We start from the raw sequence: 18,792 nt of genomic DNA, 5'->3' as shown, positions 1-18,792 counted from the left end.
GAATGCATGAAACCGCCGGAGAATCGCCCTGGTGGTCGGTCGAGCGGCATCTCGCCCGCCGCCCGTTCCTGGAGGCGCGCGGCCGCATCAAGCGGGCAGTGCGCGACTGGTTCGAGGCCCAAGGCTTCACCGAGGTCGAGTGCCCCGCCCTTCAGGTGTCGCCCGGCAACGAGGCGCATCTCCACGCCTTCGCCACCGAGAAGATCGACCCGGACGGCAGCCGGCAGCCGCGCTATCTCCACACCTCGCCGGAGTTCACGGCCAAGAAGCTTCTCGCCGCCGGCGAGACGCGCATCTTCGATTTCGCCCGCGTCTTCCGCAATCGCGAGAAGGGGCCGCTGCATTCCTCGGAATTCACGCTGCTCGAATGGTATCGCGCCGGCGAGCCCTACGAGACGCTGATGGACGACGCCGTGGCGCTGATGCGACTTGCCGCCGCAACGCTGCGGCGCGATGCCTTCGTCTGGCGCGGCCGCACCGCCGATCCCTTCGCCGAGCCCGAAAAGCTGACCGTCGCCGACGCCTTCGCCCGCCACGCCGGCATCGACCTGCTGGCGACGCTGACCGACGATCCGGCCGCGCCCGACCGCGACGGGCTGGCGACGCAGGCGCTGGCGCGCGGCTACCGCGTCGTCGCCGACGACAGCTGGACCGACATCTATTCCCGCATCCTCGTCGAGAGCATCGAGCCGAACCTCGGCATGGAGAGGCCGACCATCTTCTACGAGTATCCAGCCTGCGAAGCCGCCCTGTCGCGCCCGGTCGCTCGCGACCCGCGGCTGGCCGAACGCTTCGAGCTTTATGCCTGCGGCGTCGAACTGGCCAACGCCTTCGGCGAGCTGACCGATCCGGCCGAGCAGCGCCGGCGCTTTCAGGAGGAGATGGAGATCAAAGAGCGGATCTACGGCGAGCGCTACCCGCTCGACGAGGACTTTCTCGATGCCCTCGCCCATATGCCGGAGGCCTCCGGCATCGCCCTCGGCTTCGAGCGGCTGGTGGTGCTGGCGAGCGGCGCCCGCTCGATCGACGATGTGGTGTGGGCGCCGGTCTGACGGCTATGCGGTGATCTCGATGCGCGTGCCATCCGGCATGGAGATCACCGCCTCGTAGAAGCCGTCGCCGGTGGTGCGCGGCCCGGACATCAGGCAGCCATCGGCCCGGCAGCGTCCGGCCAGCGCGTCGACGGCGGCCTTGCCGCCGAGCGAGACCGCCACGTGATCCCAGCCGACCCGCTCGGCCGGCGCCGCCGCCTCAACCCATGGCCCGGCCATCAGTTCGATGTCGCCGCCGCCCGGCAGCGTCACGAAGCGCGACCGGAAGCCCGGTCGGTTGCGGCTCTCGTAGAGGTCGCCGACCTCGGCGCCGAAGTATCGGCGCCAGAAGGCGGCGGCGGCGTCGAGGTCCTGGGTCCAGAGCGCGACATGGCCAAGGCGCATCGGCCTCTCCTCAGTTCCGGCGGACCGCGACGCGGCCGGCCGTCAGCGTCACCAGGGCCAGCAGCGCCGTCAGCAGCCACAGGGCGGCGGGCAGGCTGGTCAGCTTGGCGAGGAAGCCGATGCCGGCCGGCCCCAGCAGCACGCCGGCATAGCCGGCGGTGGTGACGGCGGCGACGGCGAGGCCGACCGGCATGTCGGTCTGGCTGCCGGCCCGCCGGAACAGCACCGGCACGACGTTGGCGAGGCCGACGCCGACCAGCAGGAAGCCGGCCATGGCGACGACGGCGACCGGCGCCAAGAGCACCACGGCGAAGCCGGCGATGCCGATCAGGCTGCCCCAGAACAGCGTCGCCCGGTCGCCGATGCGGCCGACCACCGCGTCGCCCAGGAGCCGCATCACCGTCATGGCGACGGAGAACAGCATGTAGCCGAGGCCGCCCTGCGCCGCCGCCGTGAGGCCGGCGCCGGTGAGGTAGAGCGCGCCCCAGTCGAGCACCGCCCCCTCGACCAGGAAGACGATGGCCGTCAGCACGGCCAGCAGCAGCACGAAGCCGCGCGGCACGGCGATGAGCGGCCCGCCCTCGGCCCGCACCGCCACGAGAAGGCGCGGAATGATCACCACGGTGGCGACCAGCATCAGCAGGGCGGCGAGCAGCATGGCCGGCAGCGGCGCGACGCCCAGCGACAACAGGAAGGTGGCGAACAGCGAGCCGACGAAGCCGCCGACGCTGTAGAGGCCGTGGAAGCCGGACATCAGCGGCTTCTTCGCCGCCTTCTCCACCTCGACGGCGTGGATGTTCATGGCGACGTCGAGCGAGCCGAGCGCGCCGCCGAACACGAACAGCGCAAGGCCGAGGGAGAGCGGCGTCGATGCCACGGCGAGCAGCGGCAGGAAGGCGGCCATGCCGATGGCGCCGGCGACGATGATCGGCTTGCTGCCGTAGCGGGCGCTGATGACGCCGGTCATCAGCATGGCCACCACCGAGCCGATCCCGAGGCAGAGCAGCAGCAGGCCGAGCACGCCATCGTCGACGGCGAGGCGCGCCTTGGCATAGGGGATCAGCGGCGCCCAGCAGGCGACGCCGAAGCCGGCCACCAGGAAGGCGAGGCGCGTGGCGAGCCGGGTGGCCGGCCGGTCTGCGGATGTCATGGACGAAAACTCCGGAAGTGTCATGATGGATCGCCGGCCGCCAGAACCTCGGCGCCGGCCGCCATCAGCGCGGCAACCAGCGGCTCCGGCGCGTCGTCTTCGACGACGAAATGCGTGAAGGCGCCAACCGGTGCGACGCCGTAAGGCCCGCGGGCGCCGAACTTGTCGGTGGTGACCAGCGCCGCCGTCCGCCGGCTGCGCGCCATCAGGGCGCGCTTGAAGGTGGCGTCGGGAAAATGCAGGGCGCCGACGCCGTCGGCGGACACGCCGCAGACGCCGACGAAGCCGATATCGATGGAGAGGCGCGACAGACCGTCGACGGCGACGGCATCGACAGCACCGCCGATCGCCGGATCGACCGCCCCGCCGATCACCAGGAGGTCAAGGTCCTGCCGCCTGAGCGCGGCGGCGGCGACGTCGACCGAATTGGTGGCCACCGTCAGCCCGAAATCCTCCGGCAGGGCCTCGACCAGCGCCACGTGCGTGCTGCCGGCGTCGAGGAAGATCAGCTCGCTCCGCCGGACCAGCGTCGCCGCCACCGTCGCCAGCGCCTGCTTGGCATCGAGCCCCTCGCCAAGCCGCGCCGACATCGGCGAAAGAGGCAGCGGCAGCGCGCCGCCGTAGACGCGGCGGCAGCGCCCCTCGGCGGCCAGTGCCCGGAGATCGCGGCGGATGGCGTCCTCGGATACGCCGAACTCGGCGGCGAGCTGCACCGAGGCCACCGACTGTCCCTCGGCGAGACGGGCGGCGATCAGATCACGGCGGGCGAGCGGCAGTTCATCAGCCATGCCCCCTTGTATCGTGCATAAACGAGAACGACAACAGGCATCATCGTGCGAGGGCAGATTTTTTGAATCGGTACATAGTTCTCGATGGCGCACGCATCATCGATCATGCACGTTCGTGCAGGATACTCGCGATCATCCGGGGCTCAGCGGGCCGCCGTCACTCCCCACGAAATGACGGTAGACCTCGACCAGCACCAGCGGCGCGCGGCGCCGGATGGCGGCAGGTGAAGCGGTCCATGCGGCCGGCCCGCAGCATCGCCTCAAAGCGCGCCCGGTTGGCCTTGACGGCGAAGAAGCGGTTGCCCTCGTCCTGGGTGTCGCGGATGCCCGACTCGTGGAAATTGGCCCGGTCCTGCCGGATGATGGCGGAGGGACCGGCCAGTTGCGCGCCGTTCGGGTTGTAGTGGTCGCCGATGCCGAGACGGGCCTGACAGGATTCAAGAAGCTGCCGGGCGGCGGCCGAGCCGGCCAGAGCCGGCATCGCCGCCAGGGCCGGACTCAGGCGTTTGATGATGGACGCCCCAGGTCAGCACGCTGCGGCCGACTCCCGACGTTCGGTCTCGCCGCCTATCGCCGGCTCACGGCCATTTTGCCACCGGAGGCATCGACGACAGGATGCTGTCGACGTTGCCGCCGGTCTTGAGGCCGAATACGGTGCCGCGATCGTAGAGCAGGTTGAACTCGACATAGCGGCCGCGCCGCCCGAGCTGCTCCTCCCGCTCGGCCGCCGTCCAGGGCGTGCGCATGTTGGCGCGGACGAGACGCGGATAGATGTCGAGAAAGGCGAGGCCGACGTCGCGGCTGAAGGCGAAGTCCGCCGCCCAGCCGGCATCCGAATGCAGGTAGTCGTAGAAGATGCCGCCGATGCCGCGCGGTTCGCCGCGATGCGGCAGGAAGAAATAGTCGTCGCACCACGCCTTGTAGTCGGCGTAATCGATGTGCGGATGGGCGGCCGAGGCGGCCCGCATCGCCGCGTGAAAGGCGACGGCGTCGGCATCGTCCGGCATACGGCGGGCGTCGAGCATCGGCGTCAGGTCGGCGCCGCCGCCGAACCACTGGCGGCTGGTCACCACCATGCGGGTGTTCATGTGGACGGACGGGACGTGCGGGTTCTGCGTGTGGGCGATCAGCGAGATGCCGCTCGCCCAGAAGCGCGGATCCTCCTCGGCGCCGGGAATCTGCGCCCGGAACTCCGGCGCGAACTCGCCGTGCACGGTGGAGACGTGGACGCCGGCCTTCTCGAAGACGGCGCCGCGCATCAGGCTCATCACCCCACCGCCACCCGGCGCGCCGCTATGGTCGGTGCGCTGCCAGGGCGTGCGCACGAAGCGGCCGGCGTCCAGGCCGGCCGCCGCCGCACCCTCGTCCTCGATCTCCTCGAAGACGGCGCAGATGCGATCGCGCAGTTCGGCGAACCAGTCGGCGGCGAGCGCCTTCTTGCCGTCGAGATCGGGCGGCAGCGCGGTCGGCGCAAGGGAAGCGGCGCTGGTCGGCATGGGCGGGCACTCCGGTTGACGGAGCGTGGTTTAGGCGCTTCGCCCTCCCTTGCCAAGCGTCGGGGACGGCGGCGGCCGCCGTCCCCTTCAGTCATCAGCGGTAATAGGGCGACACGCAGGCCCGGCGCGCCCCGCGGTTGGGCTGGAAGGTATTGCTGTAGGCATCATAGGAGCGATAGCGCGCCTGGCACCAGCGCACATGCGCCGCCGGCAGCGGGACACCGAGTTGGGGCGCCGGTGCCGGCTGGGCGGCCATGCCGCCGATGATCGCCGCGCCGAGGCCGAAGGCGGCCAGCGGATACCACCAGCCATCGCTATGACGACGGTAGCCCGGACGCTCGTGGCGGTAGCCGCGATGGCCATGCCAGTAGCCGGGGCGATCCCAGTGTCCCTGCCTGGCGCGATACTGGACAGTCTCGACCGGCGTCGTATAGCCGCCAGGCTGAGGAATCGGCATTGCCCCGGCGGGAACGACGGAGGTGATCGCCATGATGGCGGACAGGGCGGTAGCGGCAACGATCTTGATCATGGTTGGAGCCTCCTCGGCATTGCACATGATGCATCAACTCGGCACGCCCGCGAGCGGTTCCCGCGATGCCCGCAGTTACGCCTCGTGTTCGTACTGCGGGATCGTCCAGGGCTCGGCCCGGCCGGCCGTCACCCATTCGGCATAGGCCGGCAGCCGCCGCACCGCCTCCATGTAGGCATCCGTCTCCGCGTCGACCGGCCAAGAATAGGTGGTGAGGCGGCCGACCACCGGCGCATACATGGCGTCGGCCGCCGAAAAGGCGCCGTAGAGGAACGGCCCGCCCGCACCGAAGCGCTGCCGCGCCTCCTTCCAGAGGGCGACGATCCGCTTCACGTCATCCTGCGCCGAGCCGTCGCCACGCACCTTCCAGGCGTAGGTGCGGCGCCAGTTGCAGGTGTAGTCGCGGCGGAGATTCTGGAAGCCGGCGTGCATCTCCGACGAAATCGCCCGCGCGTGCGCCCGCGCCGCCTTGTCGGCCGGCCAGATGCCGCGGTCGGGGAAGGTCTCGGCGAGATACTCGATGATGGCGAGGCTTTCCCAGATGGTGATGTCGCCGTCGACGAGGCAGGGCACCTTGCCGGTCGGCGACCACTTCAGGATGGCCTCCTTCCAGCCCTCGACATACATCGGCTGCACCGTCTCCTCGAAGGGAATGCCGAAATGCCTGAGCACCAGCCAGGCGCGCTGCGACCAGGAGGAATAGCCCTTGTTGGCGATGAGCAGCTTCATTGTCGTCTCTCCGGTGGAAGTCCGCCGGCAGCATCGGCCGAAACCGTCCGTCCGTCCAACGCATTTGCCTGATGCCGCCGATCACCGTGCCTGAAGCGTCGGCAGGCCGCCGGTCTGCCGCAGCGCCTCGCCGAGGATCATGGCGGCGGCGAGCGCCACGTTGATCGAGCGCAGGCCCGGTTGCATCGGGATCGCTACCCGGCGGTCGGCGCGGTCGTGCACCGCCGGCGGCACGCCGGCCGATTCCCGCCCCATCAAAACAATATCGCCGGCCTCGAAGGCGAGATCGGTGTAGGACTGCGCGCCACCGGTGGTCGCCAGCACCAGCCGGCGGCCTTCCGCCGTCGCCCATGCCTCGAAATCCGTCCAGCCGACATGCCGGACCACGGTGGCAAGCTCGACATAGTCCATGCCGGCCCGCCGGAGGTTGCGATCGGAAAGGTCGAAGCCGGCCGGCCCGATGACGTGCAGCGGCCGGCCGAGGCAGGCGGCGAGGCGGATCAGCGTGCCGGTGTTCTGGGCGATGTCCGGCTGGTAGAGGGCGAGGTCGATCATCAGCGTTTCCGATGGATATCGATCGATCGGCGTGATGGAGAGTGGCATTTCCGCCACCCTCCTTGAATCGTCTTTGTCGCGCCGGCTCCGGCCTGTTGCACCCGAGCGGCCTTCTGCTACCGTGCCGTCGCTCCAGTCACAAGGAGGAGCGTCGAATGGTGGTTCTCTGCTCATAGTCTGACCCGGCCCGGCCGAATTTCCGGCCCGCGCATCGTTGGTCAGTTCCGGACCGCGCCCGCATGGCGCGCGCCGTCCCGAACCCCCATCGCCCCCTGATTTCCACCTCCAGCACTTTGCCGCGGTCATCCGGCCGCCGGCTCACCGCCTTCTACCGGTGCTATCATGTTCGCCTTTTTTGAACGCCTTATCGACCCCTATGCCAAGGGGCCGGGCGGCCAGCCGCCCGACCGCCTCACCGCCTTCTACTGGCACTATCTGCGGCAGGTCTGGCCGAGCTTCGCCGCCGTCATGGTGGTGGGCTTCTTCGTGGCGCTGATCGAAGTATCGATCTTTCGCTACATCGGCGCCATCGTCGACTACCTCGGCTCGACGCCGCCCGGCGAGGTGATGGCCCGCCACGGCTGGGAATTCCTCGGCATGGCCCTGGTGATCCTGATCGCCCGGCCGATCTTCCAGGCGCTGCACGACCTGCTGATCCACCAGACCATCGCGCCGGGGATGACCAACCTCATCCGCTGGCAGAACCACCGCTACGTGCTCCGGCAGTCGATCTCCTTCTTCAACAACGACTTCGCCGGCCGCGTCGCCAACAAGATCATCCAGACCGGCCCGTCCTTGCGCGAATCCACCACGCAGGCGGCCGACGCCATCTGGTTCGTTCTGATCTACACGGTGTCGGCGCTGGTGCTGTTCATTGAGGCCGACGTCCGCCTCGCCGTGCCGCTCGTCGTCTGGATCGTCGTCTACCTGATGGTGCTCCGGCGCTTCATTCCGGCCATCGCCAGGAAGTCGGAGGAGATGTCGGAGGCGCGCTCGCTGCTGACCGGCCGCGTCGTCGACAGCTACACCAACGTCCACACGGTGAAGCTGTTCGCCCACGCCGAGCGCGAGGACGACTTCGCCCGCGAGGCGCTTGAGGACCACACCGCCGTGTTCTACGCCCAGCAGCGGCTGATCACCGGCATGACCATGTCGCTGACCACCATCAACAGCCTGCTGATGGTCATCACCGGCGTGCTGTCGGTCTGGCTGTTCATGCAGGGTGCGGTCACCACCGGCGCCATCGCGCTGGTCGGCGGCCTGATCGTCCGCATCATCAACATGTCCGGCTGGATCATGTGGGAGCTGACCGGCATCTTCGAGAACATCGGCACGGTGCAGGACGGCATCACCACCATATCGAGGCCGCAGACGGTGGTCGACCGCAAGGACGCGCCGCCGCTGGCGGTCAGCGGCGGCGGCATTGCCTTCGACCGCGTCGCCTTCCACTACGGCAAGGCGAAGGGCGCACTCGACGGCGTCAGCCTGTCCATCGCGCCGGGCGAGAAGATCGGCCTGGTCGGCCCGTCGGGCGCCGGCAAGTCGACGCTGGTCAACGTGCTGTTGCGTCTCTACGACATCGAGAGCGGCGCAATCCGCATCGACGGCCAGGACATCGCGGCGGTGTCACAGAACTCGCTCCGGGCAGCGATCGGCGTCGTCACGCAGGACACTTCGCTCCTGCACCGGTCGATCCGCGACAACATCAAGTACGGCCGCCCCGACGCCACCGACGAGGAGATGCAGGCGGCTGCCCGCATGGCCCACGCCGACGGCTTCATCCCCGAACTCGTCGACAACCGGGGTCGCGTCGGCTTCGATGCCCACGTCGGCGAGCGCGGCGTCAAGCTATCGGGCGGCCAGCGCCAGCGCATCGCCATCGCCCGCGTGCTTCTGAAGAACGCGCCGATCCTCGTCCTCGACGAGGCGACGTCGGCGCTCGATTCGGACGTCGAGGCGGCGATCCAGGAGAGCCTCGGCGCGTTGATGGAAGGCAAGACGGTGATCGCCATCGCCCACCGCCTGTCCACCATCGCCCGCATGGATCGCCTCGTGGTGATGGACCACGGCCGCATCGTCGAGATGGGCAGCCACGCCGAACTGGTGGCGCGCGGCGGCCTCTACGCCGGCCTCTGGAGCCGCCAGACCGGAGGGTTCCTCAACCTGGAGGACAGCGTAGAGGCCTGAGCTCCGCCCGAAAAGTTGCAGACTTTTCGGATAAAGCGACGGCGTGAAAGAACACCATCCGCCCGGAAAGCCGGACGATTTCCGGGCGGATGGACAAGGCGGAGGCTTGTTTCAGTCTTCGACTGTCTGCAGTGCACAAGCTCAAGGATTGCGCTCCGCGAAAAGGCTGCTGGGCAGGAATTCTCTCGTCTCGGCCCTTCGCAAGCTCGCCCATTTGGAATGACAGAGAGCCAGCGCAAAGTGGGCCAATTCTGAGGGGTAGCTTGGGGCTGGGAGCGGACGGGTGGGTTTGTGTCTAGATACCGCAAAAGCGGAGGTAGCCACGCCGACTTGCCCTCCAGATGCAGTTATCGGATGGCTTGGGGGAGCGTCCACCATCGCTCAAAAACCTTAAAAACCAGGCTGCCGAGCGCTTCGAGCGTTGGCGTCACGAGAGCCGGGATTGCCGCGAAGGCGGTCATTGCGGCGGGTTCTCCATGCCGCACCCGGCGATGTTCAAGGCCTAAAGACTGATGCCCAATTTTGCTGGCATTGCTCTCTAGTCCGATTGAAACGAACCGGCTATGCAAACAGGGCTTGTCTGGTTCATAGGTATTCGCCGAGGGGAGGCGGCGGATATGGCAAGAGTGGGGATCACATTCGGGGGGAGATTTCGTGACCAAACTTGGCTTCACCGGTCTTGCGCTGGCCGGCTGTCTCGCTCTGGCGTCGTGCAGTTCGACGTCTAGACTTCGTCTTGCGTCCGCCTTCAACTATCCGGAAGCCAACGCCTACGTGAGTTGCTTCGTCGATCACGCGAGAAAGCGGGCTCTTGGCAACAAGCAGCAATTGAAAAACCAGGGCATCGATGCCGTGCTCATCGACACCTATGACGACTGCGAGGCAGTCGAGATGAAGTTCAGACAGCGCGCCAGAGCGGACGGCATATCCACGATCAAGCTTGTCGACTTTACTGTGGAACTTCGAACCAAGGCTTCGGACCTTGCCTGGGACGAGGTCGCCCGTATCCGCCTGGCGCAGCTCAAGGCCGAAGGTGCGGTCCGATGAGGCAAGGGGGCGCCACCGCGACAGTTTCATGGAGACCTGTCGAGGGGCAGGCAGCGGATATGGCGAGCGTGGGATCACATTCGGGGGAGAAAATTCGTGGCTAAACTCGGTTTTATCGGTCTTGCGTTGGCCGGCTGTCTCGCTCTGACATCGTGCAATACGACACCCAGAATCCATTTTGCGTCCGCCTTCGACTATCCGGAAGCCCAAACCTACGTGGACTGCGTCGTCGATCAGGCGAGAAAGCGGGCTTTTGACAACCCGCAATGGTTCAAGAACGACGACCTTGATGTCCCGATCGTTGCTGGCTATCACGCGTGCGAGGCGGCCGAACTGACATTCCAAATGCGCGCGAGGGCAGATGGCATGCCCATCTCGAAGCTGGGTAGCTTTACAGTGGAAACTCGGGAAAAAGCCTGGAAGCTCGCCTGGGACGAGGTTGTTCGTGTCCGCATGGAACGGCTTAGGGCCATGGGCGCGATCCGCTAGGGCGCCGCATAAAATTCTATTTTATATCAATAAATTGTCATCCCCGCGAAGGCGAAGACCTCAGGCAGGACGGGGCGCGATGCCGATATCGCGCCCCGCCGTCCGCCTAAATTACGCACTCTTCGCCGTACTCGCTCCGTTCTCGTCGCTGCGACGTCGGCTAGATCCTCGACTTTCATCTCTATGATGGAATGGTAGCTTTCGGGATTGCCCGCGGCGTTTGAGAACGTCAGAAGCGGGGCGCAATCCGGCCACCCCGACCGGTCGGAGCAGCTGGAAACCGGGGGCAGGCAGACCTTGTTGCCGGTGTGGTGCACCGCTCCCGGTCACACTATGCACATCTCAAATATATGCGATCTCCGAGATGCGCCGGACGCTCAGGCCCCCCTCACGAGAAATTTTCCGCGATGCCGCAGCTCCCCCTTGCGCGCTCCCGCCAGACGGCCACATTCGCTTCATGCCGTCGCTCCCCTCGCCCATCGCCCGCCTGTTCGCCTGGTTCGAGAGCCGCATCGACCCGTTCAAGCCGACCGCCGGCCTGCACCCGCTGACGCCGCCCACCACCAAGTGGCGCATCCTGCGCTTCTTCCTCGGCGAGACCGGCTGGCCGCTGGCCGTCATGGCGGTGCTGACGCTTCTGCTGTCGCTGATCGAGGTGGTGCTGCCGATCAGCATCGGCTGGCTGATCGACGCGGTGACGGCGGCCGACAAGAGCGGCTCCCGCGTCATCGACTGGCGCATCGTCGTGCTGTTCATCCTGCTGCTGCTGGTCGCCCGGCCGCTGGTCACCTTCCTCGCCCAGCTCGTCCGCAATCAGGTGCTGTCGCGCAACATCGGCACGCTCGTCCGCTGGCGCACCCACGAGTTCGTCGCCCGCGCCGACATCTCCTTCTTCCAGAACGATTTCGTCGGACGCATCGCCACCAAGGTGACGCAGACCGGCCAGGCCATCCGCTCGCTGATCCGCCTGTTCGCCGACCAGTTGCTGTTCGTCGCGCTCTACATGGCCGGCGTCGTCGGCTACCTGCTGGTGCGGCATCCGCTGTTCGCCGCGCCGCTGATCGTCTGGACCGTGGCCTATGCCATCCTCGTCTACGCCTACGTGCCGAAGAGCCGCGCCGCCGCCCGCGAGGTGGCCGACACCGCCTCGGTGTTCTCCGGCCGGCTGGTCGACGGCTACTCCAATTACCTGACGGTGCGCCTGTTCACCGCCTCGACGCGCGAGGACGCCTATGTGCGCGAGGCGCTCGAAAGCGGCATCACCGCCACCGGCAAGCAGATGCGGCTCCTGACCGGCCTCTCCAGCCTGCTCACCTTCCTGAACGGCCTGCTGCTCGCCGCCAGCGGCCTCGTCGGCGTGCTGCTCTGGAGCCACGGTCTCGCGACGCCCGGCGACATCGCCTCGGTGATCGCCATGACCTTGCAGATCCAGCAGCTTTCCCGCCTCGCCACCATGAGCCTCTCCGACGTGTTCGAAAGCGTCGGCACGCTCGACGACACGGTGCGCTCGCTCTCAAGGCCGCAGCTGGTCACCGACCGCCCTGACGCCAAGCCGCTCGCCGTGACGGGCGGCGGCGTCGAGTTCGATCACGTCGGCTTCGGCTATGGCGGCGGCCGCGACGGCAGCCGGCGGGCCATCGATGCGCTGACGCTCGACATCGCGCCCGGCGAGCGTATCGGCCTGGTCGGCCGCTCCGGCGCCGGCAAATCGACGCTGGTCAGCCTGCTGTTGCGTCTCTACGATCTCGACCAGGGCGCCATCCGCATCGACGGCCAGGATATCGCCGGCGTGACGCAGAACTCGCTGCGCGCCGCCGTCGGCGTCGTCACCCAGGATACCTCGCTTCTCCACCGATCGATCCGCGACAACATCAAGTACGGTCGCCCCACTGCCTCCGACGAGGAGATGTACGCCGCCGTCAGCATGGCCCATGCCGACGAGTTCATCCCCGATCTCGTAGACGGCAAGGGCCGCTTCGGCTACGACGCCTATGTCGGCGAGCGCGGCGTCAAGCTCTCCGGCGGCCAGCGGCAGCGGATTGCCATCGCCCGCGTGCTCCTCAAGAACGCCCCCATCCTCGTCCTCGACGAGGCGACCTCGGCGCTCGATTCGGACGTCGAAGCGGCGATCCAGGAAAGTCTCGGCGTGCTGATGGAGGGCAAGACGGTGATCGCCATTGCCCACCGCCTCTCCACCATCGCCCGCATGGACCGCCTGGTGGTGATGGATCGCGGTCGTATCGTCGAGATGGGCAGCCACGCCGAGCTGGTGGCGAGCGGCGGTCTTTATGCCGGCCTCTGGAGCCGCCAGACGGGCGGCTTCCTCGACCTCGAGGACGAAGACGTCGGCTGATCGGACGCCGGCTGCCGGACACCGGCAACGGCGCCCGCACCTTTTTGGAATAAATCCAAAAATCAGACCAAATTCTCAGGCGGACCAACTGGACAACGCTCCGCGTTGATGCATAAAGAGGGCCGACAGCCATCCGTAGCAAGGCGTAGTCGCGCCGGCCGCGGCGGGTTGGAACGTGTTGTTGGACTCCTCTTCAATCCCGCATCGACCGTCACGGACGGGGTGGCGCCGGCGGGATGGCGAAACGGCCGCCGGCCGAGTGCCTGGCCGCCGCCCCACGCGAAAGGAAGCGATCTTGGCTGAGACCCCGGCAGAACCCACGCGCCGCGACTTTCTCCTGCATGCCGCCGGTGCTTTCGGCGTGGTCGGCGTTGCCGCCGCGGCCTGGCCGTTCATCGACCAGATGAACCCCGATGCCTCCACCCGCGCCCTGGCGGCCGTCGAGGTCGACATCGCCGGCGTCGAGCCCGGACAGGCCATCACCATCATGTGGCGCGGCAAGCCGGTGGTGATCCGCAACCGCACCGAAAAGGAAGTCGAGGAAGGCAAGGCGGTCAAGCTTGAGGATCTCAAGGACCCGCTGGCCCGCAACGCCAATGCCGACGCCAACGCCGACGCCACCGATGCCAACCGCGCCGCGGCCGGCAAGGAGAACATCCTCGTCATGACCAAGGTCTGCACCCATCTCGGCTGCATTCCGCTCGACGAGTCCGGCGAGTTCGGCGGCTGGTTCTGCCCCTGCCACGGCTCGGTCTACGACACGGCCGGCCGCATCCGGAAGGGTCCGGCGCCGGAAAACCTGCCGATCCCGCCCTACGCCTTCCTCACCGACACCAAGATCCGCATCGGCTGATCCCTTCCCGACGAGGTAATCCATGTCCGGTCATTCGACCTACGTCCCCAAGACCGCCCTTGGGAAGTGGTTCGAGGCGCGTCTCCCCGTCGTTCGCCTCCTGCACGACACCGCCGTCTCCTATCCGACGCCGCGCAATCTCAACGCGCTCTGGACCTTCGGCGGCATCCTGTCCGCCATGCTGGTGGTGCAGATCGTCACCGGCATCGTGCTGGCCATGCACTATGCCGCCGACAGCCGCGTCGCCTTCCAGTCGGTGGAAGGCATCATGCGCGACGTCAACTGGGGCTGGCTGATCCGCTATCTCCATTCCAACGGCGCGTCGATGTTCTTCATCGCCGTCTACATCCACATCTTCCGCGGCCTCTACTACGGCTCCTACAAGGCCCCGCGCGAGATCCTGTGGATCCTCGGCGTCATCATCTATCTCCTGATGATGGCCGCCGGCTTCATGGGCTACGTGCTGCCCTGGGGCCAGATGTCCTTCTGGGGCGCCACCGTCATCACCAACTTCTTCACGGCCATCCCGATCATCGGCCAGCCGATCCAGACGCTGCTGATCGGCGGTTTCTCGGTGGACAACGCCACGCTCAACCGCTTCTTCTCCCTGCACTACCTGATCCCGTTCCTGATCGCCGGCGTGGTGGTGCTGCACATCTGGGCGCTGCACGTCGCCGGCCAGAACAATCCGCTCGGCATCGACGTCAAGAGCGACAAGGACACCGTGCCCTTCACGCCCTACGCCACGTCGAAGGACGTGCTGTGGATCGTGCTGTTCATGATCTTCTACGGCTGGTTTGTCTTCTATCAGCCGAACTTCCTCGGCCATCCCGACAACTACATCGAGGCCAACCCGCTGGCGACGCCGGCCCACATCGTGCCGGAATGGTATTTCCTGCCGTTCTACGCCATCCTCCGGGCCATCGACTTCAATATCGGACCGATCGATGCGAAGCTCGGCGGCGTGCTGGCCATGTTCGGCGCCATCGCCGTGCTGGCCTTCCTGCCCTGGCTCGACACCTCCAAGGTGCGTTCGGGCAACTTCCGGCCGATCTTCAGGGTGGCCTTCTGGGTGTTCGCCGTCAACGCGCTGTTCCTTGGCTATCTGGGCTCGGTGAAGACCGACGACATTATCCTCGGCATGCAGGCGGTGCGCTGGGCGCAGCTCTCGACGGCCTATTACTTCGCCTACTTCCTGATCATCCTGCCGCTGCTCGGCTACATCGAGAAGCCGAAGCCGCTGCCCCTGTCGATCAACGATGCGATCCTCGCCAAATCGGCGGCGGGATCGGCCCACTGACGCCCGACGGAGAGAAATCATGACCGCCAAGATGATCCGTTGGGCCGCCGCCGCGATCGGCCTCGGCATCGCGCTTTCCACCTCGTTCGCCGCCGCCGAGGAGACGGCGACCGAATTCCCGCTGCTGAAGCCCACCCGCCAGGAGTGGTCATTCGCCGGCTTCTTCGGCCAGTACGATCAGGCGCAGCTTCAGCGCGGCTATCACATCTACAAGGAGGTCTGCTCCTCCTGCCATTCGATGAAGCTGGTCAAGTTCCGCAACCTCGCCGACGAGGGCGGGCCGGGCTTCACCGAGGAGCAGGTGAAGGCGCTCGCCGCCGAATTCACCATCATGGACGGCCCCAACGACGAGGGCGAGATGTTCGAGCGGCCGCGCCTGCCGTCCGATCCCTTCCCCTCGCCTTATCCCAACGACAAAGCCGCCAGCTTCTCCAACGGTGGCGCCATACCGCCCGACCTGTCGCTGATCGCCAAGGCGCGCGCCGTGCACCGTGGCTTCCCCCAGTTCGTGTTCGACATGTTCTGGCCCTATCAGGAGCAGGGGCCGGACTACATCGCCAGCCTGCTCACCGGCTACCAGGACCCGCCGCCGGAGGGCGTGGAGGTGCCCGAGGGCACCTATTACAACCCGCATTTCATGAACGGCATCTCGCTGCGCATGCCGCCGCCGATCGACGACGACCTGCTCGAGTACACCGACGGCACGCCGCAGACCAAGGAACAGTATGCCAAGGACGTCGCGGCCTTCCTGATGTGGGCGGCCGAGCCGCATCTCGACGCCCGCAAGGCGCTGGGCCTCAAGGTGATGCTCTACCTGATCGTCTTCGCCGGCATCCTCTACTTCGCGAAGCGGCAGGTCTGGCGCGGCGTTCCGCACTGACCGGCTGAAGCTGGCCGGCAACCGTTCTCGTGAAAGGGCCCGGCGACGGGCCCTTTTTCGTGTCCGCCGGAAAATACCGCCGGAGAAAATCGCCTCCGGCGGCAGCGATCCGTGTGAAGATGTTGCGGCCGGGGGCCCGGCTGTCTAGAACGGGCCGTAACTTCTCCGGGACGTCTCTCCATGAATCTGGCCGATACCATTCGCGCGATCCCCGACTATCCCAAGCCGGGCATCATCTTCCGCGACATCACGACGCTGCTCGGCAACGCCCGCGCCTTCCGTCGCGCCGTCGACGAGCTGGTGCAGCCCTGGGCGGGCGGCAAGATCGACAAGGTGGCCGGCATCGAGGCGCGCGGCTTCATCCTCGGCGGCGCCGTCGCCCACCAGCTCAGCGCCGGCTTCGTGCCGATCCGCAAGAAGGGCAAGCTGCCCTACGAAACCGTGTCGATCGCCTACAGCCTCGAATACGGCATCGACGAGATCGAGATGCACAAGGACGCCATCCTGCCCGGCGAGCGGGTGCTGCTGGTCGACGACCTGATCGCCACCGGCGGCACGGCCAGCGCCGCCGCCAACCTGATCCGCCAGATGGGCGGCGAGCTGGAGGCGGCCTGCTTCATCGTCGACCTGCCGGCGCTCGGCGGCGCCGACCGGCTCCGCGCCCTCAACGTCTCCGTCCGCACGCTGATCGCCTTCGAGGGCGAGTGAGGCGAAGCGGCGCCCACGCGAGACGGGCAAGGCCATGACCGAACTGCCGACCATCGATCTCGCCGGCGAGAGCGTCGATCAGGCCGCCCTCGACCGCCTGCTCTCGGCCGGCGCGCCGCGCCGCATCCTCCACGCCGAACTCGCCGGCCTCGCCTTCGGCGAGATCGACCTCGGCGGCTGGCAGTTCGAGAACTGCAACGTCGGCCGCTGCAAGTTCGCCCGTGCGCGGCTGGCCGAGACCCGCTGGTCCGGCTGCAAGGCCGCCTTCGCCGACTTCGGCCGCGCCGATCTGGTGGACGCCGAGATCGTCGCCTCGGACTTCAACAACGCCGTCTTCCGCCAGACCGTTGTCACCTCCGCCGCCTTTCGCCGCGTGAAGCTGACCGGCGCCGACTTCACCGATGCCCGCACCGTCGACCTGACCTTCGATGAGGTGATGGCGATCGACGCCCGCCTGCCGAACGTGTCGTTCCGCGACCGGCGCCTGGTACAGGTCGACCTGTCCGGCGCCCTGCTGGAAGGCGCCGATTTCCGCGACGCGGTCTTCGAGAATTGCAGCCTGCGCGACGCACAGCTGACACGCGCCCGCTTCGAGGGCGCTGACCTGCGGGGCGCCGATCTCGGCGGCATCCGGCTCGGCGACGCCGCGCACTTTCGCGGTGCGGTCATCTCCCGCGCTCAGGCGACCATGCTGTTGCAGGAGCTTGGCCTCAGGGTGATGTAGATCTCAGGAGGGGACGACCTCCGGAACGCCCATGGGCCGCGGATAGACGCCTTTCAGCACGGTATCGAAATGGCTGCGGATGATGGTGTTGCAGTCGCAGGCCATGGCCGCCAGATTTTCGGGATCGACCACCGTCAGACGTCCCCGCTGCGTCTCGACCACGCCTTCTGCCTTGAACCGTCCGATGACGCGCGTCGTGTAGCTGCGCCCGACGCCAAGCAGCCCGGCGAGTTGTTCCTGGGTCAGGGTCAGTTCATCGCTGCCGGTACGCTCGCAGGCGGCAATCAGCCAGCGGGCGGCGCGCTGCTCCAGCGTATGGGAGGCATTGCAGGCGTTCGACTGGAACACCTGGGCCAGGAGACAGTCGGCATAGCGGTTGAACAGCGCCGCGATGGCCGGCTCCTCGGCCTTCAGGGTCTCGAGGTCCTTGATCGATACGCGGGCAAACGTGCCGCCGAACAGCACCACGGCAAGCGCAAAGGCCGGCAGGTGGCCGTGGCTGACGATGCCGCCCACGGCGCCCTCCCGGCCGATGACGGCGGTCTCCACCTCGCGCCCGTCGCCGAAGCTGATCCGATAGGAGGCCATCGCCTTGCCGATCGGGAAATAGGCCCATTCCACCTGACTGCCCGGCGCCTGCATCGTTCGGCCGATGGCGCCGGCCCAGGTCTGCAAATGCGGAACCAGAAGATTCCATTCCCGAGGGCGCAACGCATCGATGAGCGTGTTGCCGGTCCGGCCCTCGAACGTCGCGATCGCCGCCATACGTTCTCCTACGGATGTAAAAGCCGCAAAAGATCAACTTGCTGTGTTCATTTTTGAACATACAGGAACGATCTTCGTGACTAATATCCTTAATATCAAAGTCAGAAATATTTCAAGCGCCATGAAGATCGCGGGGGTGATACATGATCGGCGGCATGCGAATTCTCGTCCTGGAGGGCGAGCCGCTGATTGCCATGGATCTGGAGGATCTTCTGGTCGCGCGGGGGTTCAAGGTCATCGGGCCATTCTCGAACGCGACCGGCGCTCTCGACAGTCTCGACCGGACGAAGCCCCAGGCGGCGCTGCTCGACGTCTACCTGAACGAGGCGTCCTTCGACCTCGGCCGCGAGCTGAAGCGTCGGGAGATCCCCTTCGCGTTCACGACCGGCATGACCGCGCCGGACCTTCTGCCGCCGGATCTCGCGGGATCGCTGGTAATTCACAAGGTCTGGAACGTGAAGGAGCTGCTGACCTTTCTTGCCGGCAGGGCTGCCGCGGGATCTACGAGGGAATAGCCAGCCTCGGCTGTTCAAGGATTGTCTGTCGCATAACCGGCTGCCTACCGACCCGGACCTTCATATAGGCGAGATAGAGGACGGCGTCGTCCGTCCGAAGGGTTTCCGTGCTATTGACTGCCTTGGAATGGTTTTGCTCTCAAGGGACAAAGCTTCGTCTTCTCTGCCAATCCCACCAATTGAACGTCCCCAATGATCGTGTCCCAGGGCGTGGTGTAGCTTCGGCGCTCGCCGTGCCTTCCGGACAGAGCCGGGAACGTGTCAGCTTGCCGCTGGCAGGCTGATGAG

20 protein-coding genes are annotated in these 18,792 nt (G+C 66.8%); 11 read left to right on the top strand and 9 right to left on the bottom strand.

Annotated elements, in window-relative coordinates; translation table 11 throughout:
* Nucleotides 1-2 precede the first annotated feature (2 nt).
* Nucleotides 3-1,052, top strand: a complete 1,050-nt coding sequence (gene epmA / locus H512_RS0105265; RefSeq protein ID WP_026782580.1) for an EF-P lysine aminoacylase EpmA — start codon at nt 3-5, stop codon at nt 1,050-1,052.
* 3 nt (nt 1,053-1,055) lie between these two features.
* Here the strand turns inward: epmA and H512_RS0105260 are convergent, their stop codons facing one another.
* The 8 genes from H512_RS0105260 to H512_RS0105225 form a co-directional block, all read right to left on the bottom strand.
* Complete coding sequence (locus H512_RS0105260) at nt 1,056-1,436, bottom strand: glyoxalase/bleomycin resistance/extradiol dioxygenase family protein (RefSeq protein WP_026782579.1); 381 nt, start codon at nt 1,434-1,436, stop codon at nt 1,056-1,058.
* Between the two features lie 10 nt (nt 1,437-1,446).
* The gene (locus H512_RS0105255; protein WP_026782578.1) at nt 1,447-2,586 is read right to left on the bottom strand and encodes an MFS transporter; all 1,140 of its coding nucleotides are present in this window, start codon (nt 2,584-2,586) and stop codon (nt 1,447-1,449) included.
* A gap of 20 nt (nt 2,587-2,606) precedes the next feature.
* The gene (locus H512_RS0105250; RefSeq protein WP_026782577.1) at nt 2,607-3,374 is read right to left on the bottom strand and encodes a DeoR/GlpR family DNA-binding transcription regulator; all 768 of its coding nucleotides are present in this window, start codon (nt 3,372-3,374) and stop codon (nt 2,607-2,609) included.
* Nucleotides 3,375-3,531: 157 nt separating this feature from the next.
* A complete protein-coding gene (locus tag H512_RS22605; protein WP_053239583.1) occupies nt 3,532-3,855 on the bottom strand; it encodes a hypothetical protein in 324 nt (107 codons plus the stop codon).
* A 97-nt stretch (nt 3,856-3,952) separates the two neighbouring features.
* Nucleotides 3,953-4,870 (bottom strand): oxygen-dependent coproporphyrinogen oxidase, encoded by a 918-nt coding sequence (hemF, locus tag H512_RS0105240; RefSeq protein WP_053239582.1) that lies wholly within the window; start codon nt 4,868-4,870, stop codon nt 3,953-3,955.
* Nucleotides 4,871-4,964: 94 nt separating this feature from the next.
* A complete protein-coding gene (locus H512_RS0105235) occupies nt 4,965-5,399 on the bottom strand; it encodes a BA14K family protein (protein WP_026782575.1) in 435 nt (144 codons plus the stop codon).
* Between the two features lie 75 nt (nt 5,400-5,474).
* Nucleotides 5,475-6,128, bottom strand: a complete 654-nt coding sequence (locus H512_RS0105230; protein ID WP_026782574.1) for a glutathione S-transferase family protein — start codon at nt 6,126-6,128, stop codon at nt 5,475-5,477.
* 81 nt (nt 6,129-6,209) lie between these two features.
* A complete protein-coding gene (locus H512_RS0105225; protein ID WP_026782573.1) occupies nt 6,210-6,683 on the bottom strand; it encodes a tRNA (cytidine(34)-2'-O)-methyltransferase in 474 nt (157 codons plus the stop codon).
* 342 nt (nt 6,684-7,025) lie between these two features.
* Between H512_RS0105225 and H512_RS0105220 the strand changes: the two genes are divergently transcribed.
* The 9 genes from H512_RS0105220 to H512_RS0105175 all read left to right on the top strand — a co-directional run bounded on the left by H512_RS0105220 (nt 7,026) and on the right by H512_RS0105175 (nt 17,224).
* The gene (locus H512_RS0105220) at nt 7,026-8,870 is read left to right on the top strand and encodes an ABC transporter ATP-binding protein (RefSeq protein WP_156899368.1); all 1,845 of its coding nucleotides are present in this window, start codon (nt 7,026-7,028) and stop codon (nt 8,868-8,870) included.
* 654 nt (nt 8,871-9,524) lie between these two features.
* Nucleotides 9,525-9,917 carry a hypothetical protein gene (locus tag H512_RS0105210; RefSeq protein ID WP_026782571.1) on the top strand — a complete coding sequence of 131 codons (393 nt, stop codon included), beginning with the start codon at nt 9,525-9,527 and terminating at the stop codon, nt 9,915-9,917.
* A 96-nt stretch (nt 9,918-10,013) separates the two neighbouring features.
* Entirely contained in the window at nt 10,014-10,406 is a 393-nt protein-coding gene (locus tag H512_RS0105205; protein ID WP_026782570.1) for a hypothetical protein, read from the top strand.
* A gap of 457 nt (nt 10,407-10,863) precedes the next feature.
* A complete protein-coding gene (locus H512_RS0105200) occupies nt 10,864-12,759 on the top strand; it encodes an ABC transporter ATP-binding protein (RefSeq protein ID WP_036790191.1) in 1,896 nt (631 codons plus the stop codon).
* Between the two features lie 295 nt (nt 12,760-13,054).
* Entirely contained in the window at nt 13,055-13,612 is a 558-nt protein-coding gene (gene petA, locus H512_RS0105195) for a ubiquinol-cytochrome c reductase iron-sulfur subunit (protein WP_026782568.1), read from the top strand.
* A gap of 22 nt (nt 13,613-13,634) precedes the next feature.
* Entirely contained in the window at nt 13,635-14,912 is a 1,278-nt protein-coding gene (locus H512_RS0105190; RefSeq protein ID WP_026782567.1) for a cytochrome b, read from the top strand.
* Nucleotides 14,913-14,931: 19 nt separating this feature from the next.
* A complete protein-coding gene (locus tag H512_RS0105185) occupies nt 14,932-15,792 on the top strand; it encodes a cytochrome c1 (RefSeq protein ID WP_026782566.1) in 861 nt (286 codons plus the stop codon).
* 180 nt (nt 15,793-15,972) lie between these two features.
* A complete protein-coding gene (locus H512_RS0105180) occupies nt 15,973-16,500 on the top strand; it encodes an adenine phosphoribosyltransferase (protein WP_026782565.1) in 528 nt (175 codons plus the stop codon).
* Between the two features lie 34 nt (nt 16,501-16,534).
* Nucleotides 16,535-17,224, top strand: coding sequence for a pentapeptide repeat-containing protein (locus H512_RS0105175; protein ID WP_026782564.1), 690 nt, complete (start codon nt 16,535-16,537; stop codon nt 17,222-17,224).
* Between the two features lie 3 nt (nt 17,225-17,227).
* Here H512_RS0105175 and H512_RS22600 read toward each other — a convergent pair whose 3' ends face one another.
* Nucleotides 17,228-17,989 carry a Crp/Fnr family transcriptional regulator gene (locus tag H512_RS22600; RefSeq protein ID WP_036790187.1) on the bottom strand — a complete coding sequence of 254 codons (762 nt, stop codon included), beginning with the start codon at nt 17,987-17,989 and terminating at the stop codon, nt 17,228-17,230.
* 143 nt (nt 17,990-18,132) lie between these two features.
* On the opposite strand from H512_RS22600, the gene H512_RS22595 reads away from it, so the two are divergent.
* A complete protein-coding gene (locus H512_RS22595; RefSeq protein ID WP_053239581.1) occupies nt 18,133-18,504 on the top strand; it encodes a response regulator in 372 nt (123 codons plus the stop codon).
* Nucleotides 18,505-18,792 lie beyond the last annotated feature (288 nt).

The organism is Pleomorphomonas koreensis DSM 23070 (genome assembly GCF_000425185.1).
Classification (GTDB): Bacteria; Pseudomonadota; Alphaproteobacteria; order Rhizobiales; family Pleomorphomonadaceae; genus Pleomorphomonas; species Pleomorphomonas koreensis.
The sequence above is the reverse complement of the archived record's forward strand: the minus strand, read 5'-3'. Positions and strand labels throughout refer to the sequence as shown.

Coding starts and splice junctions, on each gene's coding strand:
- hemF (WP_053239582.1), bottom strand. CDS start 4,870: ATGCCGACCAGCGCCGCTTCCCTTGCGCCGACCGCGCTGCCGCCCGAT.
- H512_RS0105230 (WP_026782574.1), bottom strand. CDS start 6,128: ATGAAGCTGCTCATCGCCAACAAGGGCTATTCCTCCTGGTCGCAGCGC.
- epmA (WP_026782580.1), top strand. CDS start 3: ATGCATGAAACCGCCGGAGAATCGCCCTGGTGGTCGGTCGAGCGGCAT.
- H512_RS22605 (WP_053239583.1), bottom strand. CDS start 3,855: ATGCCGGCTCTGGCCGGCTCGGCCGCCGCCCGGCAGCTTCTTGAATCC.
- H512_RS0105225 (WP_026782573.1), bottom strand. CDS start 6,683: ATGATCGACCTCGCCCTCTACCAGCCGGACATCGCCCAGAACACCGGC.
- H512_RS0105235 (WP_026782575.1), bottom strand. CDS start 5,399: ATGATCAAGATCGTTGCCGCTACCGCCCTGTCCGCCATCATGGCGATC.
- H512_RS0105250 (WP_026782577.1), bottom strand. CDS start 3,374: ATGGCTGATGAACTGCCGCTCGCCCGCCGTGATCTGATCGCCGCCCGT.
- H512_RS0105180 (WP_026782565.1), top strand. CDS start 15,973: ATGAATCTGGCCGATACCATTCGCGCGATCCCCGACTATCCCAAGCCG.
- H512_RS0105255 (WP_026782578.1), bottom strand. CDS start 2,586: ATGACATCCGCAGACCGGCCGGCCACCCGGCTCGCCACGCGCCTCGCC.
- H512_RS0105260 (WP_026782579.1), bottom strand. CDS start 1,436: ATGCGCCTTGGCCATGTCGCGCTCTGGACCCAGGACCTCGACGCCGCC.
- H512_RS0105185 (WP_026782566.1), top strand. CDS start 14,932: ATGACCGCCAAGATGATCCGTTGGGCCGCCGCCGCGATCGGCCTCGGC.
- H512_RS0105175 (WP_026782564.1), top strand. CDS start 16,535: ATGACCGAACTGCCGACCATCGATCTCGCCGGCGAGAGCGTCGATCAG.
- H512_RS0105220 (WP_156899368.1), top strand. CDS start 7,026: ATGTTCGCCTTTTTTGAACGCCTTATCGACCCCTATGCCAAGGGGCCG.
- H512_RS22595 (WP_053239581.1), top strand. CDS start 18,133: ATGATCGGCGGCATGCGAATTCTCGTCCTGGAGGGCGAGCCGCTGATT.
- H512_RS22600 (WP_036790187.1), bottom strand. CDS start 17,989: ATGGCGGCGATCGCGACGTTCGAGGGCCGGACCGGCAACACGCTCATC.
- H512_RS0105200 (WP_036790191.1), top strand. CDS start 10,864: ATGCCGTCGCTCCCCTCGCCCATCGCCCGCCTGTTCGCCTGGTTCGAG.
- H512_RS0105190 (WP_026782567.1), top strand. CDS start 13,635: ATGTCCGGTCATTCGACCTACGTCCCCAAGACCGCCCTTGGGAAGTGG.